Raw genomic sequence first — 25,881 nt, 5'->3', positions numbered from 1 at the left:
GAACTGCGTCATGACCATCATTTCCCTGGAACGGACCGCCGACACTCTTCCCACGGATTTTCCCGCGCTGGAAGCCGATGCCAAGGCCGATGGGCACGCGCACATGACCCGACTGGGTGCGGAGTTCGCAACTCATCGCGCCATGTTTCACGCCATATTCACCTGCCACCTGGATGGCAGATTGGCGGGCATCGGCGCGATCACCAACGAGCCTGCATCGGCGCCTGTGCCGATGTGGCGGATGCGGCGGTTTTACGTGCACCGGGACTACAGGAGACGCAAAATCGCCAGGGCCATCGCGAACGCCTTGCTGCAAGACGCTGCAGGGAAGGTTGCAACGGTCACTGTTCACGCAGGAAATGCCGGCGCTGTGCGGTTTTGGGAAGCGATGGGATTCACCGCGGTCGACGGCCAACCCTGGTCTCACCAAGCGCATCTGCCGATCCCTGAGCCTGCCGCCGGTCCGTGAGCAGCTCTGCCAAGCCTTGCCTCCCAAGCCTTGCCTCCCAAGCCTTGCCTGCCAAGCCTTGCCTCAATGGCCGGATGGACTTTCTGACGCCGATCCGATTGGTGTAGCATTGGCACCTATGATCAGATCGTTCCGGGGGTCGCGAGAGGCTAAATGAGGCGACATGGAATGCAGCATCAGGCGCGCGCTCGACGATGACGCCGCGGCCATCAGCGCGGTCATCTTGCGTGCGCTGCGCGAGACGAATGCGAAGGACTATACGGCGGAGATCATCGCCCGGATCGAGCGCAGCTTCGACCCGGACGCCGTGCGCCGGCTGATCGGGCAGCGCACCGTTTTCGTTGCCACGATCGGCAGTCGCCTGGTCGGAACGGCAAGCCTCGACAGAAGCGCCGTCCGCACCGTCTTCGTTGCCCCGGACGTTCAGGCCCGCGGGATCGGCAAGCTGCTGATGGCCGAGATCGAGCGCACAGCGCGCGAGCGAAACATCTCGTCCTTGACGGTCCCATCATCGGTCACCGCAGAGAGCTTCTATGCGCGACTGGGATTCAACACGGTGCGCGACAGCTATTATGGGGACGAACGCACGATCATCATGGAGAGAGTGCTTATCGACCGGAGCTAGAGCTGGTCCACACGACGGCAATCGCTGCGCAGAGTCCGACGTGTTGCCTACTCCACGCTTCTTTGCGCGATCCTGACCCCGTCGGCGATGCGGTCGCTCGGGTGCAGCACGACGCGGTCGCCGGCGGAAAGGCCTGAGAGGACTTCGGCGGTGCGGTTGTTGCGGTGGCCGATCCGGATGGGGACGGTTTTGGCGCGGCCGTTGTCGTCGGTGAAAACGGCCCATTGATCGGCTTTCCGAAACAAGGCGCTCACCGGCACGGTCAGGGCGTCAGGAGCGCTCCAGGTGGTGACGTGGACGATGACACGATAATCGTGTCCGAGCGAGGCCCACGCCTCCGGCGGATCGGTGAAGTCGATGGTGACGCGGACGCGCTGCTCCTCGATGCCGAGCGCGGAGACCTTCAGGAAGCCGGCAGGGTCGACGCGGACCACCCTGCCCCTGATCGGCTGCCCGCCCCAACCGTCGATGCGGGCCGGCGCGCCGACCTTGATCTGGACGGCGTCGGTCGAGAGCAGGTCGGCGACGACCTCGAGATCGAGCGGGTTGCCGATATCGACCAGCGGCGCCCCGGGCAGAACCGTCGTCTCGCTGTCCTGGATGATCTTCAGCACCCGTCCGCTTGCAGGCGCCAGCACGCGGATGCAGCACATCGGCTCCGCGGATGGCGCGGCATTGGCCGGATCCATCAGCCGCGCCGCAAGACTGGTGCGCACCGCGCGACGCATCTCGACCTGGGCCTTGGCGCTCGCCAGGGCGGCCTCGCTGGTGGCGACCTCGAACTTCGCCTTGTCGAAGGCCTGGGCTGAAACGGACTGTGTCCGCAACAGCGTTTGCGCCCGCTGGAATTCGGTCCGGGCAAAGTCCAGCGCGGCTTCGATCCGCTTCAGCTCGGCTTCCTGCTGCTGAATGGCAGCATCCGCAGCCAGGACCTCGGCCTGGAGCTGGTCGCGCGAGCGCACGTCGATGAAGCCCGGCAGCGCCGGCTGCATCAGCGCGACGACGGTCTGGTTGGCGGTTACCTCGTCGCCGACATGGAGCGAAGGTCCGTGCTCGCCGAGCGGATGCGAGATCCTGAGGACCTTGCCTGCGATCGGCGCCGAGACGGTGTAGACGTGGCGGACGCGGGTCTTGCCGTCGTCGTCCGCCGTGACCTCGATCGGTCCCTTCGCCACGGTCGCGAGATCGACCAGGACCGGCCGCGGCCAGGCGAACCAGGCCAGCCCTCCTGCAATCGCCACCAGGAGCGCGGCGCCGACGATACGTTTGGTCCAGTTGGCGGGCATGGCTAATCTCGCGTCTTGAGGACCGCGACGAGGTCCAGTTTGTCGATGCGTTCCCGGATGACGGCGGCAGAGGCGATGGCGGCCAGCACCACGACGGAGGTCGCGATGACATAGGTCGAATGCTCGACGACGAGGCGCACGCGCATCAATTCGCCGGCCAGGTTCGTCTTCATCACCCATGCCAGCCCATAGCCCATCAGCCAGCCGGGCGGCTGGGCGATCGCGGTGAGGATGGCGAGCTCCAGGAGCAGGATGCGCAGCACCTCGCCACGCGTGAAGCCGAGCACGCGCAGGCTCGCCAGCTCGCGCGCCCGCTCGGACAGCGAGATGCGGGCGTTGTTGTAGACCACGCCGAACGCGATCACCGCCGCGAGCCCGGTGTAGATGCTCGCCATCGTGGTGACGAGCAAGGCGACGGTCTTGCGGAAGTTCGCCAGCGACACGCGCTGCAGCGCCACGCCGCCGACGGTCGGCATCGACTTCACCGCCGCGTAGAAATCCTCCGTCCTGTTGCCGTCGAGGCTGAGGTTCACACTGTTCACGACCGGCGCCTCGCGCATCAGCTTGCGCAGTGCCTCGATGTCCATCATGCCGCGGATGCCGAAATAGTCCTCGACTTTGGCCACGACCGGCATGGTTACGGTGCGACGGGCGCCTTCCAGGAGATCGAGCTCGACGGTGTCGCCGGGCGAGACGCCGAGGATGTGGGCGAGCATGCCGGAGATCGCAAGGCCGGTTTCGGGAAGCGCGACGGGCCGCAGATCGGCGTCGATGATGCGCCTGAGATCAGCGCCGGCGGGCCGGCCGCTGATCGCGATCCGCCGCTCGATGTTGCCATGGCGAATGCGGACGGGCACCTCGCGGAACGGCTCGGCGGCGAGCACGCCCGGAAGCCGGCTCACCTGCTCCACCACGTTCGCGATCCGCTTCTCGGCGAAACCGATGGTCGCGTCCTGGCGGTCGGCCAGGAAGTAGGTGACATCGATCAGGTGCTCCATCGAATCGCGCGTGAACAGCGAGACCACCAGAATCGCCGTGGCCAGCGCCATGCCGAGCGCCGTGAACGCGGCGCGGACCGGATGCCGCGCGATGTTGCGGATCATCATCAACGTCGGCTGCGACACGATGCGGTCGAGCTGGACGCTTTCCGGCAGCAGCCGCCGATAGACCGGCGGGGCCGGCGGCTGCATGGCGATGGCCGGCGGCAGCTTCACCACCTCGCGCAGCGCCCGCAACGCGCCGATCGCGGCCGCCGCCGCGCTGAGCGCGCCCGCGATGGCGTAGAGGTCCGGCGCCCGCGCGAACACCAGGAACGGGAAGTGGAAGAAGTCGCCGAACAGCGCCGTGACGCGCAGTCCCAGCCAGGTGCCGGCAACGCTGCCCAGCACGATTCCGATCGCGACGATCAGGGCCACGAACTTCAGATAGTGCAGCATGACGCTGCCGCTGGAATAGCCCAGCGCCTTGAACAGGCCGATCTGCTCGCGCTCGAGCGCGACAAGGCGGGTCAAGGTGAGGTTGACCAGGAACGCGGCCACCAGCAGGAAGATCGGCGGCAGCGTGCGGCTCATGTTGTTGAGCATGTCGAGCTCGTGATCGAGCCAGGCATGCGAGGTCTGGTCCTTGCGCCCATGGGCCGCCTGGCCGCCATAGGGATCGAGCAAGGCGTCGAGCCGCGCGATCACCTCGCGCTCGGACGCGCCGGGCTGCAGCTTGATCGACACCGCCGAGAAGGCGCCGTCGAGATCGTAGACGCCGGCGAGCGCCTTCTCCGACATCCAGACGATGGCGTAGCGGCGGTCATCGGGCATCAGGTCGCCCGGACCGACGGTGAAGACGAACTCGGGCGACAGCGCCGTGCCGACGATGACGAGCTCGCGTTTCTTGCCGTTCAGGATGGCCGAAAACCGCGCGCCCTCCGAGAAGCCGTGGGCGCGGGCGAACGGCGCGTTGACGACGATTTCTTCGGAACGTCCGGGCTCCGGCAGGCGCCCGGACCGCATATAGAGCCGGTTGAGATGCGCCTCGCCGTTGTCGGGCAGGGAAACGAAATGCGCGCTGGCCGGCGCGGAGAAACCGGGAATGTCGAGCAGCGCCGGCTTGGCGATGCGGGTGTCGACGGCGGCAACGCCGGGGATCTCGCCGATCCTGCCGGCGAGCGCCTTGGGAGCGCGCTTGACCTGAGCAAACACATCGCCAAAGCCGTAGCGTTCGTAATAGGCGATCCGCGTCTCCTCCAGCGACCGATGCGAGCCGACCGCGAGCACCAGCGTCGCAACGCCGCCTCCGACGACCAGCGCGACGGCGAGCACCTGCGCCCAGAGCCGCCTGACGTCGCGAAACAGCTTGATGTCGAGCGCCTGCATGGCGGTCACCAGATGAGCTCGGCGGCTTGCCGCCGGGTCTCGTTGGTGTGAATCCGGGAGATGCGGCCGTCGGCGAAGAACAGCACCCTGTCGGCGACCTCCTGGATGCTGGCATTGTGGGTGATGATGAGCGTCGTGGTTCCGAGCTGCCGGTTGACGCCGAGCAGCGCGTCGATGACGCGGATGCCGGTCTTCGAATCCAGCGCCCCGGTCGGCTCGTCGCAGAGCAGCACCGCGGGACGCTTGGCGATGGCACGGGCAATCGCCACGCGCTGCTGCTCGCCGCCGGAGAGCTGGGCGGGGAAATGATGCATCCGCTGTTCCAGCCCGACCAGCGCGAGCGCGTCGGCAGGCCGCATCGGGCTTCTGGCAACCTCGGTGACCAGCGCGACGTTCTCAAAGGCGGTGAGGCTCGGCACCAGATTGTAGAACTGGAAGACGAAGCCGACATGGTCGCGGCGATACAGCGTCAGCTCGCGGTCCTTCAGGTCGGTCAGGTCGAGATCGCGGAAGTACAGCTTGCCGCTGCTCGGCCGGTCGAGACCGCCCATGATGTTGAGCAACGTCGTCTTGCCGCTGCCGGAGGGGCCGAGCAGCACGACGACTTCCTTCTCGGCGATCTCCAGATCGACGTTTCTGAGCGCATGCACCATCACCTCGCCGGAGACGTAGGTCTTGGTCAGCGACTTCGCAGTGAAGACAGGCCCGCTCGTCGAATTTGCCTGCACGTTCGTATTCCCATTACAGCGGCCGCAAATCAGAAAAGACGCCGCGATTGATCGCTGCGAGCGATATCGCCAGGGCGCTCATCAGGATGAGCCCCAGGAGAGTGAGCAGCGCCTGCGCTGCGAGACTGTTCCAGCCCAAGCTGAGAACGGCATGAACCGCAAACGACAGCAGGACGCTGGCGCAGTAGACCGCAAGCGAATATTCGCCGCATCGTATCAGCGGCAGCAGCGATTTCGCTTTCAGGATGCTGGCATTGCTTGGCAGCAGGCGCCAGCACAGCAGCGCGAGCGCGGCAAAATGCAACAGGCGCAAGACGTCGAGATTGGTCTTGTCGATCGGATAGATCAGCCGCGACAGCCATCCCGGCACGTAGTCTTCGATGGCGTGGATCTGCCAGCCCAGGGTGATGACGAACGAGAACAGCACATAGGCCGCCGCCAGAACGGCAAGAGACCGGGACTTGAGGATGGCCAATTGCCAATCGCCGCGGCTTGCGCCCCACCAGATGCCGATCACGAACAGCAGCTGCCAGTTCAGCGGATTGAAATAAAGTTGCCCCTTCGGATAGGCCGGGATGTACCAGTCGAACAGATGGGCGAGAACATAGAGAGCGACGGATCCGGTCAGGGCCAGCGGCCAGGCGCCTATGGTCAGCGGAACGATGACGATGAGCGCGAAATGGAGGATGACCATCAACAGCAGAGGATCGAGATTGACAGGTGAATACCGCAACAACGCCACCTGACGCAGTGTTTCAGCGGGCTGTTGCACCAGGATGGCCAGGTTGGCGTGATCGAACATGATGGGCTGCCATGCCGCGATATACGACACTTCCGCCAGCAGCAGGACGACCGTCAAAATCTGCGCGATGTAGATCTCGAACGAACGGCGCAACATGCGTGAGCTCGCGACCGCAAAGCCGGACCGGCGCAAGAGATCGCCATAGACGATGCCGGACGCCAGGCCCGACAGGAAGACGAGAATCTCCGCCGCATCGCTGAAGCCGAAGTTCTTGGGCGTGAACCTGTTCAGATAGCCTTCCGGGATGTGATTGATATAGATCCACCAGAGCGAAAGGCCGCGAAAGAGGTCGATCCGAAGATCGCGCTTCGTCATCGCCCGCGGTATGGTCGCAATCGATGTCACGCCTGCGCGCTGCCTCTCCTGGTTGGTGCGCCTCCACGCACTGGCAATTGCGCCTGCTCGGTGAGCTGATCGCCTGGGATCAGCCGTGACGATAGGTGCTGCCGGCCGAGCCCTGCCCGAGAATTCGGCTGAGGCGCGGGATGAAGGCCGGAACGTCGGCGGCGTATTTCGCATAGGCCTCGCCGAACTCCGTCCTGGCGTCCCGCTCCTCGTCTTTCGCGAGCTTGACGTACATCGCGGTCAGGACCGGAAACATCGCCAGCGTGAGGATGGTCGGCCATTGCAGCAGGAAGCCGAACATCACGAGGACGAAGCCGACATATTGCGGATGCCGGACATAGCTGTAAGCCCCGCTGGTCGCGAGGCTCCGGGTCTGCTGCGCGTCGTACAGCACCCGCCAGGCGGCGGCGATCAGAAGGAATCCCGCACCGATGAAGATGAAGCTCAGGACGTGGAACGGACCGGCATGCGGGTTGGTCTTCCAGCCGAACATCATCTCGAGCAGGTGGCCGGCATCATGCGAGAACCAGTCGACGTTCGGATAGCGCGACTGCAGCCAGCCCGACAGGAAGTAGATGGTGAGCGGGAAGCCGTACATCTCGACGAACAGCGCCACCAGGAACGCACTGAACGCGCCGAAGGAGCGCCAGTCGCGCGAGGTCTGCGGCTTGAAGAAAGAATAGGCAAACAGGATGAAGACCGCCGAATTGACGATGACGAGGCTCCAGAGGCCATAGGCCGGCGCGGCGTCGTGCATCACACGCTCCTTTGGTCGTTCGGCCGGCCATTGCCGTGATGGTGGCCGTGTCCGCCATGCATGAAGAGATGCATGAGCGGACAGGCGATGAGGGGCAGCCAGACCAGAAGCCCGAGCACGTGGGCCTGGTGCTCGGTGAACAGCAGCGCGCCGGCGACGATCAGGAATCCGAGCAGGACCAGGCCGGCTTTGGCTTTGGTGGACATGCCCGCTTTGGGGCGCTCTCTAAAATCGGATTGGTCTTGCACCGTCATGGCACGCTCCTGCGGCTATCGAAGCCTAGCGGGGCGGCCGTCACCAGATTTGATTCACATCAAGGCCCAGGGCGCCGACGCTTGGCTCGCATGGCAAGGTGCGGACGTGAGCGCGGACTTCGCCGCACCTTGACATTTCTCAAGGCGGTGCGTTCCGCCGCCTCCTATGATGCGGCCTTCTCAATCCTGGAGGATGGACATGATCACGAAGACTCTCTTGGCCGCAGCTGGCGTTATTTGCCTGCTGGCGGCGCCGGCGATGGCGCAGACCACGGACAAGGAAAAGAGCGGCCACCACTACACCGGCGGGCCGAAGACGGAAGTGCCCCACCACATGGGCAAGAAGGATACGACCGGCAGTTCGTCGAACGCGGCGTCAGGCGGCCATCATTACACCGGCGGCCCCAACACCTCGACGCCTCACCACATGGGCGAAAAGACCAAGTGAGCCTGTCCAGGGCCCGCGCAGCGGGCCCGGTTCCGGCCAAAGCGCGATGAGACGAGCATAAGTCGTCACCGCGCTTTGGGTTGCTGCTCGCGGTTCGGACCGCCACAGCACGGTTTATCATGCTTTAGCTGTGAGACGGAGTGGTCACGCCACCAGCGCGGCGTCCTCGTCGCCGTCGATGCCGCGCTGTGCGGCCAGCAGGCTGATGATCTCCGCATTCGGCCGGGCCTTGCTGAACAGGAAGCCCTGACCCTCATGGCAGCCTTCGGCACGGAGGCAGCTGAGCTCGGCCTCGGTCTCGACGCCTTCGGCGGTGATGGTGACGCCGAGGCCTTTGCCGAGGCTGACGATGGAGCGGATGATCGCCTGGGCCTCGCGGTTGGCCCCGAGATCGCGCACGAACGACTGGTCGATCTTGATCTTGTCGAACGGAAAGCTGCGTAGGTAGCTGAGGCTGGAATAGCCGGTGCCGAAATCGTCCATGGAGATGCGCACCCCGAGCGCGCGGAGCGCATGCAGCGTCGCCAGCACCTGCGCGCTCTTCTCAAGGAGCAGCGTCTCGGTGATCTCGAGTTCGAGCCGCCGCGGCGGCAGGCCGGAATGTTTCAGCGCGTCCGTCACCATCGAGAGCAGATTGCCGCTGCGGAACTGGAGCGGCGACAGGTTGACGGCGACGCGGACGTCGTCCGGCCAGGCCGCGGCATCGAGGCAGGCCCGGCGCAGCATCAGCCCGCCGAGCGGATTGATCAGGCCGGTGTCCTCGGCGACCGGAATGAACTCGGCCGGCGACACCATGCCGCGCTCGGCATGCGGCCAGCGCACCAGCGCCTCGAAGCCGGTGATGCGGCCGCTCGAGAGGTCGATCAGCGGCTGGTAGTACGGCCGCAGCACGTCGTTCTGGATCGCATCGCGCAACTCGACCTCGATCTTGCGGCGGCTCTGCGCCTTCGCATCGAGCGCTGCCTCGAAGAAGGCGAAGCTGCCGCGCGCATCCAGCTTGGCGCGCGACAGCGCCATGTCGGCGCTCTTGAGCAGCTTTTCGGAATCGTCGCCGTCCCCCGGCGCCATTGCAATGCCGATCGAGGCGCCGATCACCACGGAATGGCCGTCGAGCAGATAGGGATCGGCAATGGCCGCCAGGACGCGCTTGGCCAGCATCACCGCGTCCTCGGGACGCGCCAGGCCGCTCTGCACGATCGCGAACTCGTCGGAATTGAGCCGCGCCAGCGCGTCCTCTTCCCGCAAGGTGGAGCGCAGCCGCTTGGCGACGCCGCGCAGGAGCTTGTCGCCGACCGCGTGCCCCAGCGTGTCGTTGACCGCCTTGAAATTGTCGAGCCCCAGCATCAGGAGCGCGACCTTCTCGGCGCTGCGCCGCGTGTGCAGCAGCATCTCGTCCACCTGCTGCCGCAGCAGGCTGCGATTGGGCAGGCCGGTCAGCCCGTCGTGCTGGGCCATGAAGGCGAGCCGCGCCTCGGCACGCTTGCGCTCGGTGATGTCCATCAGCGCGAGCAGCACCGCGGGCCGCTCGGCATAGGTCAGCTCGCGGGAATAGATCGCAAGGTCGATCAGCGCGCCGTCGGCCTTGACATGCTTCCAGGTGCGGCCGGCCTGCTCGTCGCCGTTCTCATCGATGGTCCAGGGCGGCTCGCTGTCGAAGGCCTGCAAGGAGCGGATCTTCAATCGCTCGAACTCGGCCCGGCTGTAGCCGTAATGCGCGACCGCGGCATCGTTGACGCCGAGGATGCTCTCGTCGTCCAGTGCGCAGACGATCATGGGCACGGGATTGCCGTCGAACAGCAGGCGGAACGAGGCCTCGCGCTGCTTGAGCTCGGTGATATCGACGCGCAGGCCGACGACGCCGCCGTCATCGGTCAAGCGCTCGTCGATCAGGATGACGCGGCCGTCCGACAGCTTCTGCTCGTGGCGCGCGCCGGGCTTGTAGAGCTTTTGCAGGCGATCGGCGATCCAGGCGTCCTCGTTGCCGATGGCCTCGGGATAGTCGCCGCGGGCGACGCCGATGCGCAGCGTGTCCTCGAGCCGCGCGCCTTCCTCGAACAGATCGGCCGTCTTGCTGTAGATCTCGGCGTATTTCTTGTTCCAGAGGACGTAGCGGCCTTCGGCATCGAGAAACACGATGCCTTGCGGCAGGATGTCGATCGCCTGGCGCAGGCGCTCATGCGACTTGCGCGCCTCCGCGATCGCAGCTTCCGCCTCGGCGCGGCTGCGCAGCACTTCGTCGCGTTCGGAAGGAGCGCGCGAGGCGCGCGCGAAACGCGGCTTGCGCGCCTTCTGGCCGGCACGGGCAAGCACGCTGTGCTTTCGCTTTCTTGCTTTTCGAGACCCCAAACTCAACTTCACTCGTCCCAGTCGCGCCCAGCGGCCGCAAGTCTTGGTCGTGAAGTCTTGGGGCAAGTGTCTGAAAAAAAAGTAATCTTGCCCGGCCGCGATCCGCATGCGGCGGCGCTTGCTGCCTATTTGCGCGGCGCGGCGAGCGGCTGCGGGCGCCATAAGACTGAGTGCGGCGCCGCAATCAATGAGCGATCCGGTGCAAAATTGCGCGCGCGCCTGAATCGGTTCCGAAATCGCGCGCAATTGCATGCGAGCCGCAGAATTTTCTCGCGCCTCGCATGAATTTTGGTCAATGCAGGATACGGTTATTGCGCCGTTAAGAAACGGCGGGTCGAGACGCGATTCGGGCGAGTTACGGTGAGCCGGCGGCGGGCTCAGCGCCTCGTTCTTAACCCTGATGCAGCATTGGGCTATAAGAGCGTCAGCATGAGTCGCCGCGGCATCACCCTCCTCCTGCTCTCGTTCGTCTGCCTGGGCGCCGGTAGCGCGCTGGCCCAGGACAAGGGCAGCATCACCCCGAAGCCGCTGCCGCCGCTCGCCAATCCCAACGACCCCGATCTCGCCGCGAAGGAACTGTTCGCGCGCAAGCTGCTGCCCTCGAAGGGGCCGGCCCATGTCATCGGCTCCTACACCAAGGGCTGCATCGGCGGCGCGGAGCAGATTTCGGTCAACGGCGATCATTGGCAGGTGATGCGGCTGTCGCGCAATCGCAGCTACGGTCATCCCGACATGATCGCGCTGATCAAGCGGCTCGCCGCGAAAGTGCACAAGGACGCAGGCTGGCCCGGCATTCTGGTCGGTGACATCGCCCAGCCGCGCGGCGGGCCGGCGCTGTCAGGCCATGCCAGCCACCAGATCGGTCTCGACGCCGACATCTGGCTGACGCCGATGCCGGACCGCCGGCTCTCGCGCGAGGAGCGCGAGGAGATGTCGGCGGTGATGATGGTGCGCCCGGACCGGCTCGACGTCGACCCCAAGGTGTTCACGCCAGGCCATGTGCTGGTGCTGCGCGACGCGGCGCGGGAGCCCGCCGTGCAGCGCATCTTCGTCAACGCCGCGATCAAGAAGGCGTTATGCCGCGAGGCCAAGGGCGACCGTGCATGGCTGTCGAAGATCCGCCCCTGGTGGGGCCACGACTACCACTTCCACATCCGCATGCGTTGCCCGGCGGGGGCCGGCGAATGCGAGGGCCAGCCGTCACAGGCCGAGGACGAGGGCTGCAAGCCCGCCGATCTCGCCTACTGGTTCTCCGACGCGGTGCTGCACCCCAAGCCGCCGCCGGAGCCGCCCAAGCCCAAGCCGCCGATGACGCTGGCGCAGATGCCGGCGGCCTGCAAGGCGGTGCTGCATGCAGCCGACGCGAAGCCGTAAGGGTGTGGCGGGTGGCAAGCTGCTGCCTCGCTGATCGCTGTCCTCCCGGGGCGCGAAGCGAGCCCACCCATAACCACAAGGAGTGGTTATGGCGCGAGATGGCCGCTCCGAATCGTCGCCAAACACAATCCTGTGGCGATGGATCCCGGGCTCGCGCTACGCGCGCCCCGGGATGACGCGTTTGACGTTCCGACCCGGCCTGCTATCTTCGCACCTGCGATATCCCTGCCGGTCGTAAGCCGTCGCAAGGCCACGTGGAACAGCGCGTCCGCTCGTCGCATCACACCCACCAACGCCAGATTTGCGCGTGCATCGTCCGCGCAAGCTCGCACGGAGCGCACCCATGTTTCGTCTCTCAGGACTTTTCACCGCCTTCGTCATCCTCGCCGGCACGGCCCTCGCGCCCGCCGCAGCCGAGGACAAGACCATCACCGTGTTCGCCGCCGCCTCGATGAAGAACGCGCTGGACGAGATCGACGCCGCCTATACTGCGAGGACCGGCGTCAAGTTCAGCATCAGCTATGCCGCCAGCTCAGTGCTGGCCAAGCAGATCGAGCAGGGCGCGCCGGCCGACGTGTTCGTATCGGCCGACACCGACTGGATGGACTACGCGATCGCCAAGAAGACCATCAACGAGCCGACACGCGTCAACCTGCTCGGCAACAGCATCGTGCTGATCGCGCCGAAGGATTCCAAGATCGACAGCGTGACCATTGCGCCGGGTTTCGATCTCGCCAAGCTCGCCGGCGACGGCAGGATCGCGACCGGCGACGTCAAGTCGGTCCCCATTGGCAAATATGCCAAGGCGGCGCTTACGAGCCTCGGGGCCTGGCAGGCCGCGGAGCCGAAATTCGCCATGGCCGAGAGCGTGCGCGCGGCGCTGACGCTGGTCGCCCGCGGCGAGGCCGTGCTCGGCATCGTCTATTCCACCGATGCCAAGGTCGAGCCGGGCGTGAAGATCGTCGGCACCTTCCCGGCGGATTCGCATCCTGCGATCATCTATCCGGTCGCGGCAACCAGCACCGCCAAGCCGGAGGCGAACGACTATCTCGCCTTTCTGCGCTCCACGGCGGCCAAGACCATTTTGGAAAAATACGGCTTCAAGTTCCTGATCAGCCCCACGACCTGATTTTGCGACCTGATTCTTGCAACCTGATTCTCGCGACCTGATTTCTGCGACCTGATATGACGACTTGATGTTCGAGATCTCTCCCGCCGAATGGACGGCGATCCTGCTTTCGCTCAGGGTCGCCGTCATCGCCACGCTGGTCGCGACGCCGTTCGGCATTGCGCTGGCGTGGCTGCTCGCGCGGCGCGATTTCTGGGGCAAGTCGATGCTTGATGCACTCGTACACCTGCCCCTGGTGCTGCCGCCTGTCGTCACCGGCTACCTGCTGCTGCTCACCTTCGGTCGCCGCGGTCTCGTCGGCGGCTTTCTCGCCGACCATCTCGGCATCGTCTTCGCGTTCCGCTGGACCGGTGCTGCACTCGCCTGCGGCGTGATGGCGTTTCCGCTTCTCGTCCGTCCGATGCGGCTCTCGATCGAGGCGATCGATCGCCGGCTCGAGCAGGCCGCCGAGACGCTCGGCGCAGCGCCGTGGAAAGTGTTCTTCACGGTGACGCTGCCGCTGGCACTGCCGGGCGTGCTCGCCGGCATGGTGCTGGGCTTTGCCAAGGCGATCGGCGAGTTCGGCGCCACCATCACCTTCGTCTCCAACATTCCCGGCGAGACCCAGACGATTTCGTCGGCGATCTATTCGCTGATCCAGACGCCGGACGGCGATGCCGCGGCGGGAAGGCTTGTGATCGTCTCGATCGTGCTCGCGATCGGCGCGCTGATCGCGGCCGAATGGTTCGCCCGCCGCGCCACCGCGCGCCTGCACGGAAATTGACCATGCTGCGCGTCGACGTCGAAAAACAGCTCGGCGAATTCTCGCTCTCCGCATCCTTCAGCAGCGAGAGGCGCGTCATCGGGCTGTTCGGCGCCTCGGGCGCCGGCAAGAGCTCGCTGGTCAACATGATCGCCGGGCTGCTGCGGCCCGATCGCGGCACCATCGTGATCGACGGCGAGACCGTCGACGACACCGCGGCCGGCATTCACGTGCCCACTTACCGCCGCCGCATCGGCTACGTGTTCCAGGATGCGCGGCTGTTTCCGCATCTGAGCGTGGCGCAGAATCTCGACTACGGGCGGCGGATGAACGGACTTGCGCCCGATCCGGCGCAGCACAAGCGCATCGTCGACCTGCTCGACATCGGCGCGCTCAGGGATCGCCGTCCCGGGAAGCTGTCCGGCGGCGAGCGCCAGCGCGTCGCGCTCGGCCGCGCGCTGCTGTCGAAGCCGCGCCTCCTGCTGCTCGACGAGCCGCTCGGCGCCCTCGACGAGAGCCGCAAGCTCGAGATCCTGCCCTATCTGGTGCGGTTGCGCGACGAGGCCAATGTGCCGATGGTCTATGTCAGCCACGACGTCGCCGAGCTGCGCCAGCTCGCGACGCAGATTGTGGTGCTGAAGCAGGGGCGGGTGACGAGCTTCGGCGGGGTGAAGGTGCTGGCGTAGAGCCCCCAGCCTCACCTACGTCATTGCGAGCGAAGCGAACCAATCCAGAGTCTATCCGCGGCGGTAGTCTGGATTGCTTCGTCGCAAGAGCTCCTCGCAATGACGAGGAAACATCAAACCCCCGCCACCGAGGACCACAGCTCCGCGAGCTTCTTCCGCAGCGCCTGCGTGCGTGTCAGCGGCGGCGGCGTCTCGTCCTCTTCGGGCAGGCGGAGGCCGACGACATTGACGCGGCCACCGGAGATGCTGCGGGCGACCAGCACGATCTCGTCCAGCGCGAGCTCGGCGCCCTCCTTCGGGGCGCGGTCGAGATGGACGTCGAAATAATCGGCGAGCGTGAGCTTGCTCTCGTCCTCGCTCACCTTGACGCCGTAGATCGCGGCGAGCTCGGCGAGCGTATGCTCGCCGGAGACCATGAAGTCGCCGAGCAGATGCGGATCGGGCGCGGTGCTCGGCTGCATGTCGACGAAGAAGCGGTCGAGCGACTCGGCCTTTTCCGGCGGCGCCAGCAGATAGATGTAGTCGCCCGGCGCGATCGGATCGGCTTCCGTCGGCGTCAGGATGTTCTCGTTGCGGATGACGAGCGTCGGCTTGGACCAGGACGGGATCAGACCGCGGCGGAAATACAGGCTCTTGGGCCGCACCGGATAGCCGACCAGCTGCTGCTCGAGCTGGCCGGGCAGATCCAATTCGACGCGGCGCGGGCCGCGCTCGGCGCGCGGCAGCGCCACGTGCAGCTTGCGGGCAGCCGGCGCCAGGGTCCAGCCCTGCAGCAGGAGCGAGATGATGACGACGACGAAGGCGACGTCGAAATAGAGATAGGCCTTGGACAGCCCGACCAGCATCGGGATCGAGGCCAGGAAGATCGCGACCGCGCCGCGCAGGCCCGTCCAGGCGATGAAGATCTTCTCGCGCCAGTTGAAGCGGAACGGCGAGAGGCACACGAACACCGCGAGCGGCCGCGCCACCAGCATCAGGACGAGCGCGACGGCGACCGCCGGCAGCACGCTGGCCCCTAACCGGCTCGGCGAGACCAGAAGGCCGAGCAGCACGAACATCACGATCTGCGCCAGCCAGGTCGCGGCATCGAGGAACGTCACCACCGAATTATGCGCGCGGGTCGGCCGGTTGCCGATGATGATGCCGGCGAGATAGACGGCGAGGAAGCCGGAGGCGTGCATGATCTGCGAGCCGCCGAAGATCACGAGCGCGCCCGTGGTCACGAAGGGCGCATGCAGGCCCTGCGGCAGGGCCACCTTGTTGAGCGCGATGACGACGAGGCGGCCGCCGAAGACGCCGACGACGGCGCCCAGCGCCGCCTCCAGCACGAACTCCATCAGCACATGGCCGGGCGAGCTCGAGCCGACCGAGATGTATTCCACCAGCATCAAGGTGAGGAAGATCGCGAAGGGATCGTTGGTGCCGGATTCGGCCTCCAGCGTCGCGCCGACGCGCGGGCGCAGACGCAGGCCCTGGGTGTGCACCAGGAGGAACACGGCGGCCGCATCGGTCGAGGCCACCACGGCGCCGACCAGCAGCGACTCCGCCCAGTTGAGGTCGAGCGCGTATTTGGCGAACGGCGCCGTGACCAGCGCGGTCAGCAGCACGCCGACGGTCGCGAGCACGAGGGACGGAGCGAGCACCGTGCGGATGCTGGCAAAGCGCGTGCGTAGGCCGCCGTCGAACAGGATCAGGGCGAGCGCGACGGAGCCGACCAGATAGGTGGTGCGGACGTCGTCGAACTGGAGCTGGCCGGGGCCGGAATCGCCGGCGAGCATGCCGATGACCAGGAAGACGAGCAGCAAGGGCGCGCCGAAGCGCAGCGCAAGCAGGCTCGATAGGATGCCGGCCATGACGAGGACGGCGCCGAGCAATATGGCGAGACTGACGGAGTCGAGGGAAGCCATCCACCTTCCGGGTAAAAAAATCGCTGGAATTTCATCCTTATCGTCGGTGGACTCGCGCGCCAACCCATTTTCGCCCTTCGCGGCAATCTGCCCGTATTTTACGGCCTTAACGCGCATCACTTCACGGTGTATCGATGGCCCGGCCGCGCCCTTTGTGGGATTGTCCGGCGCCCTCGAATCAATTCCTCCCCGCTTGCCGACGAGACCCGATGGACATGGACCTCAAAGACTTCATGGAGTTCGTGCAGACCACCGCACGCAGCGTCGGGGCGGAAATCTCCTCACCCTGGTTCTACCTGCAATTCGGCCTCATCCTGGCCGCGGCCGGCATCGCCTATGCCGCGGAAGCCGCCATTCGCAGCCGTGTCGACCTGACCTCGCTGGCGATGCGCTGGCCGCTGCCGCTCCGGCACTTCGTTCGGGTCATGGTCGCCAGCGCCTCGACGGCGGTGTTCACGCTGCTCGTGATCGTCTCGCGCGTGGTGATGTATCACGCGACCTGGCCGAGCCGCTCCTATCTCTTGATGGTCGCAGCCAAGCTGGGTTTCGCCTGGCTGGTGATCCGGCTCGTGACCTCGGTGCTGCGCAACGCCTTCATCGTCAAGCTGGTGTCGATCACGGCCTGGTTCGTCGCCGCGCTCTCCATCGTCGGCCAGCTCGATGCGACGGTCGACCTGTTGGATTCCTTCGCGATCGTGCTCGGCGGCCTGAGGCTGACCCCGCTCCTGGCGCTCAAGGCCGGCGCGCTGCTGCTGATCGCGCTCTGGCTCACCAACATCGCCAGCAATTTCGCCGAGAGCCGGATCAATTCGACCACCGATCTGACACCGTCGGTGCAGGTGCTGCTGGTCAAGATCATCCGCATCGGGCTGCTCACGGTCGCGATCGTGATCGCGCTCGGCGCGGTCGGGATCGACCTGTCCGCGCTCGCGGTGTTCTCCGGCGCGGTCGGCGTCGGCATCGGTATCGGCCTGCAGAAGATCGTCGCCAACTTCATCTCGGGCATCATCCTGCTTGCCGACAAATCGGTGAAGCCCGGCGACCTCGTCACCATCGGCGACAATACCGGCCGCATCAGCGCGATGAAGACGCGCTATATCTCGGTCGCTGCCGGCGATGGGCGCGAATTCCTGGTCCCGAACGAGGATCTGGTGACGCAGAAGGTCGTCAACTGGACCTATACCGACAAGAACACGCTGGTGAAGATCGCCTTCGGCACCAATTACGACGCCGACCCGAAATTGGTCTGCAACCTTGCAGCCGAGACCGCGGAAGCCCATCCGCGCGCGCAGAAGGGCAAGCCGCCGACCTGCCTCCTGACCGAGTTCGCCGAAGCCGGGATGAAGTTCTCGCTGACCTTCTGGATCGCAGACCCCGACGGCATGGACAAGGTCAAGAGCGACGTGATGCTGGAGCTGTGGAACGCCTTCAAGCGCGAGGGCATCCGGGTTCCCTATCCGGTCCGCGAAATCCGCATCCGCGGCGGCGCCCTGCCGGTGGAAACCGCCGTGGAAGTCCCGAATTAGGACGTTTTCGCAACCGAAGGTCGGTAAGGCTCTTGTTTTGACGCGCTTTCTTCACGCGAACCGGTAGCCACTTCGCTCGAAAACGCTCTGCCTCGGCTTGCATGAAGGCCGCCAATCATTAAATTGGGGCCTGAAATCAAGCCTTTCCATCGAAATCGAGATCAGCCCGAAAAGACCGCCCACGCATGAGCTACGTCGACGCCACCGAGACCTCCCTGCGCAAGACCGGACAGATCAAGCTGCATGGGCCGGCCGCCTTTGCCGGCATGCGCAAGGCGGGCGCGCTGGTTGCCAAGTGCCTGGACGAGCTCACCGACATCGTCGGGCCCGGCGTGCCGACCTCCAGAATCGACGAATTCGTCCGCGACTTCGCCTTCAGCCATGGCGCCTATCCGGCGACGCTGATGTATCGCGGCTACCGCTACTCGACCTGCACCTCCCTCAACCACGTGGTCTGCCACGGCATGCCCGGCGACCGCCCGCTGAAGGAAGGCGACATCGTCAACATCGACGTCACCTTCATCGTCGACGGCTGGTATGGCGATTCCAGCCGGATGTATGCGATCGGCCCGATCGCGCGAAAGGCGGAGCGGCTGATCGAGGTGACCTATGAAGCGATGATGCGCGGCATCGCGGCGGTGAAGCCCGGCGCCACCACCGGCGACATCGGCCATGCCATCCAGAGCTTCGTCGAGCCGCAAGGCATGAGTGTGGTGCGCGATTTCTGCGGCCATGGCCTGGGGCGCATGTTCCACGACGAGCCGAACATCATCCATATCGGCCGGCCCGGCGAGGGCGTGCAGCTCAAGCCCGGCATGTTCTTCACCATCGAGCCGATGATCAATCTCGGCAAGCCGCATGTGAAGATCCTGTCCGACGGCTGGACCGCGGTCACCCGCGACCGCTCGCTGTCGGCGCAGTTCGAGCACTCGGTCGGTGTCACCGCGACCGGCGTCGAGATCTTCACGCTCTCGGAGCGGCACGGCGAGAAGCAGATCGGCGCCTGATCGCTTTGTCTTAGCGCCGGCGGCGGAATGACGATGGCGGCCGCTTGTAGGTCGCAGCAAAGGCGTCGTTGAAGCGGCGGATGCTGCCGAAGCCGGCCGCAAACGCAATCTCCGCCAAACTCATCTCGGTCTGGTCGATCAGCCGCTTCGCTTCTTGCACGCGGCGGGTCGCCGCGATCTCGCTCGGGCTTGCGCCGGCGTGGCGCATGAACAGGCGGAGCAGGTGACGCGGCCCGACGCCCAGGACTTCTGCAAGCTCCACCATGGTCGCGCGATCGAGAAAGCCGTCATTGATCAGGCGCATGCCGCGGGCGACCGTGGTCGCCGTCCCCATCCAGGCCGGCGACCCCGGCGCGGTTTCGGGCCGGCAGCGCAGGCACGGGCGAAAGCCGGCCCGCTCGGCGGCGGCCGCGGTCGGATAGAAGGTGACGTTTTCGGAGCGCGCGGGACGAACGGGACACACCGGCCGGCAATAAATCCGCGTCGAGCGGACGCCTGAGAAGAACAGGCCGTCGAAGGCGCGCGCGCGCGCCAGCCTCGCCCGATCGCAGGTATCCCAGTCGAGATGCGGTGGCAGCGTCTGCCGGTGTGCCGAGCCTGTCATCATGACGCAATCCTAATTTCATGGCGCCCCGCCGAGTAGCCGAAATCGGACTCGACCGGGCGACGAGGTCCGAATCCAGCCAGCCTGCAGCGCCGCTCCGGATCATGGTGGCGATAGATCCGGGAGCAGATCGCATGAGCACGCAAGCGCAACAGACCACATCACGGCACACCCGCCTCGCGTTCGAGATCGGACTCCTGCTGCTTCTCTCCCTGATCTGGGGCGGCTCATTCACGCTCATCAAGGTCGCGCTTCCGACGATTCCGCCCTTCACGATGGTCGCCGCGCGGGTGACGATCGCGGCTGCTCTCTTGATCATGATCGCTCTCGCGCAGGGGCACGCCCTGCCGCGCCAAGGGCCGGTGTGGGCGGCTTTCGTCGTGCAAGGGCTGCTGCAAAGCGCGCTGCCCTTCACCCTGATCAGTTGGGGTGAGGTGCATATCACAAGCGGCCTCGCCGGCGTGCTCAATGCGACCCCGCCGATGTTCGTGCTTGCGATCGCGATGTCGACCGGACGTGGACGAGAGACGGTCAGCCGCCGCAAGATCATCGGTGTTGCGCTGGGCCTCGCCGGCGTCGCCCTGACCATGGGGGTTGACGCGCCTTCGGGGATCGGCACCGCCGCGCCGCTGGCGCAGGCCGCCGTCCTGGCTGCGAGCTTCTGCTATGCGCTCGCACCGATCTGGGGGCAGCGGTTCGCGGGCCTTCCCGCGATCGTCACGGCAGCCGGGGCGATGAGCTGCGCCGCGGCGTTGATGCTGCCCATCGCCGCCGTCCTCGATCGGCCCGGGACGCTGGCGCCGACGACGCAGGCGATCACGGCGGTGCTCGGCCTTGCGATCGTCTGCACCGCGCTCGCCATGGTGATCTATTTCCGCCTGATCCATACACTTGGCCCGCTCGGCACGACCAGCGGCAGCTACCTGCGCGCAGGCTTCGCCGTGGCGCTTGGGACCACGCTCCTTGGCGAAAGCTTCACCTGGTCGATGCTGGCCGGCATGATGCTCATCGTCATCGGCGTAATGGCCATAACAGCTCCCATGCGGAAGCCCTGAGAGCAGTGCAATTGCCGGTTGAAAAAATCCATCGGCAAGGCAATGCTGGCGGCCGATGCCCGCCAAGACTGACCACGACAAGAGCAAGCCCGAGGACGCGCCGCACTATCTCGGCCATCGCGAGCGGCTGCGCGAGCGCTTCTACAGCGCGGGCGCGGATGCACTGAGCGATTACGAATTGCTGGAGATGGCGCTGTTTGCCGCGCTGCCGCGGCGCGACACCAAGCCGCTCGCCAAGACGCTGATCAAGACCTTCGGCTCGTTCGCCGAGGTCGTGCATGCGCCGGTGGCGCGCTTGCGCGAGGTCGAGGGGGTCGGCGAGTCCGCGATCAACCAGCTCAAGCTGATCGCCGCGGCGGCGCATCGCATCGCCAAGGGCGAGGTCAACAGCCGCAACGCGCTGTCATCGTGGAACGAGGTGATCGCCTATTGCCGCACCAGCATGGCGTTTGCCGACAAGGAGCAATTCCGCCTGCTGTTCCTGGACAAGCGCAACCAGCTAATCGCCGACGAGGTGCAGCAGACCGGCACGGTCGACCACACTCCGGTCTATCCGCGCGAGGTGATCAAGCGCGCGCTGGAATTATCAGCGACCGCCTTGATCCTGGTGCATAATCACCCTAGCGGCGATCCCTCGCCCTCGCAGGCCGACATCCAGATGACCAAGGCGATCATCGACATCGCAAAACCGCTGGGGATCGCCGTGCACGATCACATCATCGTCGGCAAGAACGGGCACGCGAGCCTGCGCGGGCTGCGACTGATCTAGGTCAAATCAGAACGCCTGGTTCTTGGCGGCTTTCAAGTGGTCTTCTGCGGCTGTGATGCCGGCGAAGGCCTTCAGCGTCAGAGCGGTCGGTTGCGGTTTCCATTCGGCAACCAGTTTCTCGGCCTTCTCCAGCTCCGGCTTGGACAACATGGAAGCCATCTCGTTGACATTCTTGGCCGGCGCCACCTTCGAGAGCTTGAAATAGGCATATGACAGGGACAGATCCTTCGGCGTTCCCTTTCCTGCAGAATATGCGCGGGACAGGCTGAAGAGGGCGCTAGGGAGGCCCTGGTCGCTCGCCATCTTCCACCATTTCAGCGCTTCTTCCGAATTCCCTTGCCGGTCATACATGAGAGCGACATCGTGCTGAGCACGCGCGTAACCGGCCTTGGCAGAAACAAGCTTGTACTTCAATGCCTGATCCGGATCCGTTGCGACGATGCCCACGCCCTGCCCGTCATAATAACAGCCGAGCTTATAGGCGCCGAGCGGATCATTGGCCGCAGCCGATTTCTGAAACCACTCGAATGCCTGGCTGAGATCCTGCGGTGTGCCGATGCCGTTGTTGTGCATCATGCCGACATGATATTGCGCCTCCGCATCGCCGCGATTGGCCAGCGCGACCATCGCATTGAAGGTGCGGGTGTCATTCGCGCTGGCGGGCATCGCGACAAGCAGAAGGCACGAAAAGGCCAGGGCAACGAATTTCATGTCAAAACCCGATCGAGTTTGAACCATTCCGTCTTGGTCGCTCGAGACGGAGAAAAAGTTCGAAATCCGACCGAATTCCAAAATCAGCGGTTCTTGGCCGGCCCGGGCCCGTCCCGTCAGGGCTCCACCCAGCGCTGCACCGCCTCGGCGGTGTCGGCAGGCGTGCTGTTGAAGCAGATCGCGGCATCCGGCGCCAAACGATGAACGAGGTTGAGCACCTTCTCGAATAGCAGCAGGCGCTCCTTGGGCTCGCGCAGGCCGGCGCCGATCACGATGCAGTCGAAGCGCTCCTCGCGCAGCGCCGCGACCACGCCGGCTTCGGCGGTGACATCGAGATCGATCAGGCAGCTCGTGACCTCGAAGCCGAGATCGCGCAGGCGCAACAGCTGCGCCTCGATGTAGTCGCGCACGAGCTCCGGCGTCAGCTGCGGGAATGCGCTGTAGTCGGCATTGCCGGGTTCGATGCCGATCGCGAGGACGCGCTTGGCCATGCCGGATCTCCCGACGAAATTACCTCGTCAGTCAACGAGATGCCCGGTCTGCAGGTTCCGCTTTCGCGTGGCGCCACTCGGCGGCAACGAATGTCGGGCCACCTACTGACGCAGCATGATCAGGGGATCGGCGGTGTCGGGGACGCGGCGCCACTGCGCGTTGTCGTCGGCCTCGAACTGCCAGGCGTCGCCTGATTTCGACATCAGGATGATCTGGCCGCGCTCGAGCCGCCATTGCGTCGGGTTGAACTGCGCGATCGTGGCGTCGCATTTCGGCTTGAGGAAGACCTGGAAATTATCCGGGCCCGCTTCGGTGTTGGTCAGCGTCAGTCCGCAGATCGGCTGGCCGTTGCCGCGCACCATCGACCAGTCCCCGATCATCTGGTCCATCGACTTGGCCATCGAGCGCGCGGCGGCGAGGTCCTGCAGGATGTAGACGCCCTCGCCCTGGCGCAAGCCCTCGAAGATGCCGGCCTCGACCTCGGTGAAGTCGATCACGGCTTCGCCGGTCGCATCCTGCAGGCGCACGATGTCGAGGCCCTTCACGCTCCAGGCGACGATGTCCTTGGTAAAAGGCAGCGCGGTCTTGCAGGCAGGCTCCAGCTCCAGCTTGTATCCCTGCCCCGCCGCGTCACCCTTGAGCGTGACGACGCAGGTCTTGCTGCGCTCGGTGGTCGAGAGCTCCCATTGTCCGGGCATCTGCTTCTTCAGGCTCGTCGCATCCTGCGCATGCGCGACGCCGACCGCGGCCAGGCAGGCTGCGACGGCGGATGCGAGAAGGCGAAGAGCGATCATCAGCGCCCCTTGACCGGCGTTTCCGCAACCGGCGTCAGCGGCGCCTTGCCGGCGAACCAGGCCTTGAGATTGTCGACCACGAGCTGGTCCATGGCGTTGCGCGTCACCACCGAGGCCGAGCCGATATGCGGCAGCAGCACGACGTTCTGCATGGACTTGAGCTCGTCGGGCACGTTCGGCTCGGCCGCGAACACGTCGAGCCCGGCGGCGAGAATGGTACCTGACTTCAACGCCTGGATCAGCGCGGGCTCGTCGACCACCGAGCCGCGCGCGACGTTGACCAGCACGCCGCGCGGGCCGAGCGCCTTGAGCACCTCGGCATTGATCATCTTGTTGGTCGAGGCGCCGCCGGGCACGATCACAACGAGCGTGTCGACCGCCTTCGCCATCTCGATCAAGTCGGGATAGTGCTTGTAGGACACGTCCTTGGAGGGGTTGCGGGAGTGGTAGACCACCGGCACCAGTGAGGCCTCGAGCCGGCGCGCGATGGCCTGGCCGATCCGGCCCATGCCGACGATGCCGACCTTGCGGTCGCGCAGCGAGCCAACGCTGAGCGGATAGTTCTGGGTCTGCCAGAGCCCGGAGCGGACATAGCGGTCGGCCTTGATGAACTCGCGCAAGGTCGAGATCAGAAGGCCCATCGCGACGTCGGCGACCTCCTCGGTCAAGACGTCGGGCGTGTTGGTGACGACGATGTTGTGCTCGGCGGCATATTTGGCATCGATGTGGTCGTAGCCGACGCCGAAGCTCGCCACCATCTCCAGCTTCGGCAGCTGCGATAGCGAGTCCTTGTCCGCGCGCACGGTGTGGTAGGTCACCGCGACGCCGCGGATCTTGTCGCGGACTGCCGGGGTCAGCCGCTCGAGATCGCCGCGCGTCTCCGCCTTGTGCACGACGAAATGATCGGAAAAGCCGTTCTCGAGAATCGGCCGCACCGGCCCATAGATCAGAAGGTCGATCTTTTCGGACGAAATCGAACCGGCAGCCATCAGTTTTCCTTTCCAAGCGCGCTCTCATGCCAGCGCCGTAAAACGAGGTGGGAAACTAGCGCCAGCACCCCATAGATGACAATCCCGGCCAGCGACAACAGAAGCAGGCTTGCGAACATGCGGGGTATGTTCAAGCGATAGCCGGATTCGGCGATCCTGTAGGCGAGCCCGGAGCCGGCGCCCGCCGTTCCGGCCGCGATCTCGGCCACGACCGCGCCGATCAGCGACAGGCCGCCGGCGATGCGCAGGCCGCCGAGGATATAGGGCAGCGCCGCCGGCAGCTTGAGGAAGCGCAGGGTTTGCGGCTTCGATGCGCCATAGAGCTGGAACAGGCCGGCCAAATTGCGGTCCACCGAGTTCAGCCCGAGCGTGGTGTTGGACAAGACGGGGAAGAATGCGACGATGAAGGCGCAGACGACCACCGCGGTCTGCTGCTCCAGATAGATCAGCAAGAGCGGCGCGATCGCGATGACAGGCGTCACCTGGAGCACGATGGCGTAGGGGAACAGCGAATATTCCACCCATTTCGACTGGTTGAACAGCAGCGCCAGCGCGATGCCGCCGATGCTGGCGGCGACAAAACCTTCGAGCGTGGTTGCAAGCGTGGTCGCCAGCGATTGCGACAGCACCGCCCAGTCCTTGATCAGTGTCAGCACGATGACCGAGGGCGCCGGCAGCACGTAAGGCGGGATCTCCCTGATGCGAACCACGAGTTCCCAGGCAAGGAGGCCGGCTGCGAAGACGATGACGGGCAGCACGAAGCGCATCGCGCGTTTGGCATGGGACGAATTTGCGGGCACAGGAGCTTGCGCGCTCATAGCGTCGACTGCTCCGAATAGGACGGCGCCAGCGCGGCGGACACTCTTCGGCAATAATCGGAATAGGCCGCCGAGGTGCGAAACTCCTCAGCCCGCGGCTCCACCGCCTCGATGCGGATGTCGGCCTGGATGCGGCCGGGCCGCGCCGTCATGACCACGACGCGCTGCGACAGATAGACCGATTCGAACACCGAATGGGTGACGAAGATGACGGTCTTGCGCAGGGACCGCCACAGCGCGAGCAGATCGTTGTTGAGGCGGAAGCGCGTGATCTCGTCGAGCGCGGCGAACGGCTCGTCCATGAGGAGGATATCGGGATCGGTGACGAGCGCACGCGCCAGCGACACCCGCATCTTCATGCCGCCGGAGAGCTCGCGCGGAAAGGCGTCGGCGAAATCGGCAAGGCCGACACTCGCCAGCGCCGCGTCGGCACGCGCGCGTCCCTCCGCCTTCGGCACGCCGCCGAGCTTCAGCGGCAGCCGCACGTTCTCGCGGACGTTGGCCCAGGGCATCAGCGTGGGCTCCTGGAACACGAAGCCGATGCCGTGACCTGGCAGAACTTGGCCCGGCTGCGGCACGCCCTCGTGCCGTGCCACCCGCACCGTGCCCGATGACGGCGCGCTGAGCTCGGCGATCAGCCGCAACACCGTCGACTTGCCGCAGCCGGACGGGCCCAGCAGCGAGATGAACTCGCCCTTGCGGACCGCAAGGTCGAACGGGCCGAGCGCCATCACGCCGTTATCGTAGACCTTCGTCACGCCGCGCAGGCTGACGGCGAGAGCCGTCAGGCTGGCCTCGACGGCGGGCGAGGTTTTGCTCTCTGTCATCGCGCGCCGGTGAGACTCGGTCGAA

At 65.5% G+C, this 25,881-nt stretch carries 26 protein-coding genes; 11 read left to right on the top strand and 15 right to left on the bottom strand.

Annotation, left to right across the window (positions count from 1 at the left end):
- The first annotated feature begins 10 nt into the window (after positions 1–10).
- Together N2604_RS03980 and N2604_RS03975 are read left to right on the top strand one after the other, a co-directional pair.
- A complete protein-coding gene (locus N2604_RS03980) occupies positions 11–469 on the top strand; it encodes a GNAT family N-acetyltransferase (RefSeq protein ID WP_260373903.1) in 459 nt (152 codons plus the stop codon).
- A 223-nt stretch (positions 470–692) separates the two neighbouring features.
- The gene (locus tag N2604_RS03975; protein WP_409241676.1) at positions 693–1,094 is read left to right on the top strand and encodes a GNAT family N-acetyltransferase; all 402 of its coding nucleotides are present in this window, start codon (positions 693–695) and stop codon (positions 1,092–1,094) included.
- 47 nt (positions 1,095–1,141) lie between these two features.
- On the opposite strand, the gene N2604_RS03970 is transcribed toward N2604_RS03975, so the two are convergent.
- From N2604_RS03970 to N2604_RS03945, 6 genes are all read right to left on the bottom strand, one after another.
- Entirely contained in the window at positions 1,142–2,380 is a 1,239-nt protein-coding gene (locus tag N2604_RS03970; RefSeq protein ID WP_260373901.1) for an efflux RND transporter periplasmic adaptor subunit, read from the bottom strand.
- Between the two features lie 2 nt (positions 2,381–2,382).
- Positions 2,383–4,746: an ABC transporter permease gene (locus N2604_RS03965; protein ID WP_260376428.1), complete on the bottom strand. Its 2,364-nt coding sequence runs from the start codon at positions 4,744–4,746 to the stop codon at positions 2,383–2,385.
- A gap of 5 nt (positions 4,747–4,751) precedes the next feature.
- Positions 4,752–5,399 (bottom strand): ABC transporter ATP-binding protein, encoded by a 648-nt coding sequence (locus N2604_RS03960; RefSeq protein ID WP_260376427.1) that lies wholly within the window; start codon positions 5,397–5,399, stop codon positions 4,752–4,754.
- 88 nt (positions 5,400–5,487) lie between these two features.
- Positions 5,488–6,621 (bottom strand): OpgC domain-containing protein, encoded by a 1,134-nt coding sequence (locus N2604_RS03955; protein WP_260373900.1) that lies wholly within the window; start codon positions 6,619–6,621, stop codon positions 5,488–5,490.
- A gap of 79 nt (positions 6,622–6,700) precedes the next feature.
- Positions 6,701–7,378, bottom strand: a complete 678-nt coding sequence (locus tag N2604_RS03950) for an isoprenylcysteine carboxylmethyltransferase family protein (RefSeq protein ID WP_260373899.1) — start codon at positions 7,376–7,378, stop codon at positions 6,701–6,703.
- Positions 7,378–7,632: a DUF2933 domain-containing protein gene (locus N2604_RS03945; RefSeq protein WP_260373898.1), complete on the bottom strand. Its 255-nt coding sequence runs from the start codon at positions 7,630–7,632 to the stop codon at positions 7,378–7,380. Before N2604_RS03945 ends, N2604_RS03950 begins: the two co-directional genes overlap by 1 nt.
- 199 nt (positions 7,633–7,831) lie before the next feature.
- On the opposite strand from N2604_RS03945, the gene N2604_RS03940 reads away from it, so the two are divergent.
- Complete coding sequence (locus tag N2604_RS03940; RefSeq protein WP_260373897.1) at positions 7,832–8,080, top strand: hypothetical protein; 249 nt, start codon at positions 7,832–7,834, stop codon at positions 8,078–8,080.
- A gap of 144 nt (positions 8,081–8,224) precedes the next feature.
- On the opposite strand, the gene N2604_RS03935 is transcribed toward N2604_RS03940, so the two are convergent.
- Entirely contained in the window at positions 8,225–10,390 is a 2,166-nt protein-coding gene (locus tag N2604_RS03935; protein ID WP_260373895.1) for an EAL domain-containing protein, read from the bottom strand.
- 465 nt (positions 10,391–10,855) lie between these two features.
- Here N2604_RS03935 and mepA point away from each other — a divergent pair, with 465 nt between their 5' ends.
- The 4 genes from mepA (at position 10,856) to modC (ending at position 14,357) form a co-directional block, all read left to right on the top strand.
- Complete coding sequence (gene mepA, locus N2604_RS03930) at positions 10,856–11,800, top strand: penicillin-insensitive murein endopeptidase (protein WP_260373894.1); 945 nt, start codon at positions 10,856–10,858, stop codon at positions 11,798–11,800.
- A gap of 343 nt (positions 11,801–12,143) precedes the next feature.
- Positions 12,144–12,929: a molybdate ABC transporter substrate-binding protein gene (gene modA, locus N2604_RS03925; RefSeq protein WP_260373892.1), complete on the top strand. Its 786-nt coding sequence runs from the start codon at positions 12,144–12,146 to the stop codon at positions 12,927–12,929.
- Between the two features lie 67 nt (positions 12,930–12,996).
- Positions 12,997–13,692 carry a molybdate ABC transporter permease subunit gene (gene modB, locus N2604_RS03920; RefSeq protein ID WP_260373890.1) on the top strand — a complete coding sequence of 232 codons (696 nt, stop codon included), beginning with the start codon at positions 12,997–12,999 and terminating at the stop codon, positions 13,690–13,692.
- A gap of 2 nt (positions 13,693–13,694) precedes the next feature.
- Complete coding sequence (modC, locus tag N2604_RS03915; RefSeq protein WP_260373889.1) at positions 13,695–14,357, top strand: molybdenum ABC transporter ATP-binding protein; 663 nt, start codon at positions 13,695–13,697, stop codon at positions 14,355–14,357.
- Between the two features lie 113 nt (positions 14,358–14,470).
- Here modC and N2604_RS03910 read toward each other — a convergent pair whose 3' ends face one another.
- The gene (locus N2604_RS03910; RefSeq protein ID WP_260373888.1) at positions 14,471–16,264 is read right to left on the bottom strand and encodes a potassium/proton antiporter; all 1,794 of its coding nucleotides are present in this window, start codon (positions 16,262–16,264) and stop codon (positions 14,471–14,473) included.
- A 209-nt stretch (positions 16,265–16,473) separates the two neighbouring features.
- Here N2604_RS03910 and N2604_RS03905 point away from each other — a divergent pair, with 209 nt between their 5' ends.
- Positions 16,474–17,790, top strand: a complete 1,317-nt coding sequence (locus tag N2604_RS03905; protein WP_260373887.1) for a mechanosensitive ion channel family protein — start codon at positions 16,474–16,476, stop codon at positions 17,788–17,790.
- A gap of 185 nt (positions 17,791–17,975) precedes the next feature.
- Positions 17,976–18,797 (top strand): type I methionyl aminopeptidase, encoded by an 822-nt coding sequence (map, locus tag N2604_RS03900; protein ID WP_260373886.1) that lies wholly within the window; start codon positions 17,976–17,978, stop codon positions 18,795–18,797.
- A gap of 10 nt (positions 18,798–18,807) precedes the next feature.
- Here the strand turns inward: map and N2604_RS03895 are convergent, their stop codons facing one another.
- Positions 18,808–19,404 carry a bifunctional transcriptional activator/DNA repair enzyme AdaA gene (locus N2604_RS03895; protein WP_260373884.1) on the bottom strand — a complete coding sequence of 199 codons (597 nt, stop codon included), beginning with the start codon at positions 19,402–19,404 and terminating at the stop codon, positions 18,808–18,810.
- Positions 19,405–19,535: 131 nt separating this feature from the next.
- On the opposite strand from N2604_RS03895, the gene N2604_RS03890 reads away from it, so the two are divergent.
- The gene (locus N2604_RS03890; RefSeq protein WP_260373883.1) at positions 19,536–20,456 is read left to right on the top strand and encodes a DMT family transporter; all 921 of its coding nucleotides are present in this window, start codon (positions 19,536–19,538) and stop codon (positions 20,454–20,456) included.
- Positions 20,457–20,511: 55 nt separating this feature from the next.
- Positions 20,512–21,225 (top strand): RadC family protein, encoded by a 714-nt coding sequence (radC, locus tag N2604_RS03885; RefSeq protein WP_260373881.1) that lies wholly within the window; start codon positions 20,512–20,514, stop codon positions 21,223–21,225.
- Positions 21,226–21,231: 6 nt separating this feature from the next.
- Here radC and N2604_RS03880 read toward each other — a convergent pair whose 3' ends face one another.
- From N2604_RS03880 to N2604_RS03855, 6 genes are all read right to left on the bottom strand, one after another.
- Entirely contained in the window at positions 21,232–21,936 is a 705-nt protein-coding gene (locus N2604_RS03880; RefSeq protein ID WP_260373879.1) for a tetratricopeptide repeat protein, read from the bottom strand.
- Between the two features lie 116 nt (positions 21,937–22,052).
- Entirely contained in the window at positions 22,053–22,427 is a 375-nt protein-coding gene (locus tag N2604_RS03875) for a hypothetical protein (protein WP_260373878.1), read from the bottom strand.
- Between the two features lie 102 nt (positions 22,428–22,529).
- Positions 22,530–23,222 carry a protease inhibitor Inh/omp19 family protein gene (locus N2604_RS03870; RefSeq protein ID WP_260373877.1) on the bottom strand — a complete coding sequence of 231 codons (693 nt, stop codon included), beginning with the start codon at positions 23,220–23,222 and terminating at the stop codon, positions 22,530–22,532.
- A complete protein-coding gene (locus N2604_RS03865; protein WP_260373876.1) occupies positions 23,222–24,211 on the bottom strand; it encodes a 2-hydroxyacid dehydrogenase in 990 nt (329 codons plus the stop codon). Before N2604_RS03865 ends, N2604_RS03870 begins: the two co-directional genes overlap by 1 nt.
- Positions 24,211–25,029, bottom strand: coding sequence for an ABC transporter permease (locus N2604_RS03860; protein ID WP_260373874.1), 819 nt, complete (start codon positions 25,027–25,029; stop codon positions 24,211–24,213). The genes N2604_RS03865 and N2604_RS03860 overlap by 1 nt, the downstream gene beginning before the upstream one ends.
- Positions 25,026–25,856, bottom strand: coding sequence for an ABC transporter ATP-binding protein (locus N2604_RS03855; protein WP_260373873.1), 831 nt, complete (start codon positions 25,854–25,856; stop codon positions 25,026–25,028). Before N2604_RS03855 ends, N2604_RS03860 begins: the two co-directional genes overlap by 4 nt.
- Positions 25,857–25,881: the final 25 nt, after the last annotated feature.

Origin of the sequence: Bradyrhizobium sp. CB1015, assembly GCF_025200925.1 — a bacterium.
Taxonomy (GTDB): Bacteria; Pseudomonadota; Alphaproteobacteria; order Rhizobiales; family Xanthobacteraceae; genus Bradyrhizobium.
Note: the sequence above shows the minus strand (reverse complement) of the source record. Positions and strands in the feature narration are given on the sequence as shown.

Excerpts from the sequence above, each read along its gene's own strand:
- N2604_RS03980 (WP_260373903.1), top strand. The coding sequence starts at position 11 with ATGACCATCATTTCCCTGGAACGGACCGCCGACACTCTTCCCACGGAT.
- N2604_RS03970 (WP_260373901.1), bottom strand. The coding sequence starts at position 2,380 with ATGCCCGCCAACTGGACCAAACGTATCGTCGGCGCCGCGCTCCTGGTG.
- N2604_RS03965 (WP_260376428.1), bottom strand. The coding sequence starts at position 4,746 with ATGCAGGCGCTCGACATCAAGCTGTTTCGCGACGTCAGGCGGCTCTGG.
- N2604_RS03960 (WP_260376427.1), bottom strand. The coding sequence starts at position 5,399 with ATGGTGCATGCGCTCAGAAACGTCGATCTGGAGATCGCCGAGAAGGAA.
- N2604_RS03950 (WP_260373899.1), bottom strand. The coding sequence starts at position 7,378 with ATGCACGACGCCGCGCCGGCCTATGGCCTCTGGAGCCTCGTCATCGTC.
- N2604_RS03945 (WP_260373898.1), bottom strand. The coding sequence starts at position 7,632 with ATGACGGTGCAAGACCAATCCGATTTTAGAGAGCGCCCCAAAGCGGGC.
- N2604_RS03940 (WP_260373897.1), top strand. The coding sequence starts at position 7,832 with ATGATCACGAAGACTCTCTTGGCCGCAGCTGGCGTTATTTGCCTGCTG.
- mepA (WP_260373894.1), top strand. The coding sequence starts at position 10,856 with ATGAGTCGCCGCGGCATCACCCTCCTCCTGCTCTCGTTCGTCTGCCTG.
- modA (WP_260373892.1), top strand. The coding sequence starts at position 12,144 with ATGTTTCGTCTCTCAGGACTTTTCACCGCCTTCGTCATCCTCGCCGGC.
- modB (WP_260373890.1), top strand. The coding sequence starts at position 12,997 with ATGTTCGAGATCTCTCCCGCCGAATGGACGGCGATCCTGCTTTCGCTC.
- modC (WP_260373889.1), top strand. The coding sequence starts at position 13,695 with ATGCTGCGCGTCGACGTCGAAAAACAGCTCGGCGAATTCTCGCTCTCC.
- N2604_RS03910 (WP_260373888.1), bottom strand. The coding sequence starts at position 16,264 with ATGGCTTCCCTCGACTCCGTCAGTCTCGCCATATTGCTCGGCGCCGTC.
- N2604_RS03905 (WP_260373887.1), top strand. The coding sequence starts at position 16,474 with ATGGACATGGACCTCAAAGACTTCATGGAGTTCGTGCAGACCACCGCA.
- map (WP_260373886.1), top strand. The coding sequence starts at position 17,976 with ATGAGCTACGTCGACGCCACCGAGACCTCCCTGCGCAAGACCGGACAG.
- N2604_RS03895 (WP_260373884.1), bottom strand. The coding sequence starts at position 19,404 with ATGATGACAGGCTCGGCACACCGGCAGACGCTGCCACCGCATCTCGAC.
- N2604_RS03890 (WP_260373883.1), top strand. The coding sequence starts at position 19,536 with ATGAGCACGCAAGCGCAACAGACCACATCACGGCACACCCGCCTCGCG.
- radC (WP_260373881.1), top strand. The coding sequence starts at position 20,512 with ATGCCCGCCAAGACTGACCACGACAAGAGCAAGCCCGAGGACGCGCCG.
- N2604_RS03880 (WP_260373879.1), bottom strand. The coding sequence starts at position 21,936 with ATGAAATTCGTTGCCCTGGCCTTTTCGTGCCTTCTGCTTGTCGCGATG.
- N2604_RS03875 (WP_260373878.1), bottom strand. The coding sequence starts at position 22,427 with ATGGCCAAGCGCGTCCTCGCGATCGGCATCGAACCCGGCAATGCCGAC.
- N2604_RS03870 (WP_260373877.1), bottom strand. The coding sequence starts at position 23,222 with ATGATCGCTCTTCGCCTTCTCGCATCCGCCGTCGCAGCCTGCCTGGCC.
- N2604_RS03865 (WP_260373876.1), bottom strand. The coding sequence starts at position 24,211 with ATGGCTGCCGGTTCGATTTCGTCCGAAAAGATCGACCTTCTGATCTAT.
- N2604_RS03860 (WP_260373874.1), bottom strand. The coding sequence starts at position 25,029 with ATGAGCGCGCAAGCTCCTGTGCCCGCAAATTCGTCCCATGCCAAACGC.
- N2604_RS03855 (WP_260373873.1), bottom strand. The coding sequence starts at position 25,856 with ATGACAGAGAGCAAAACCTCGCCCGCCGTCGAGGCCAGCCTGACGGCT.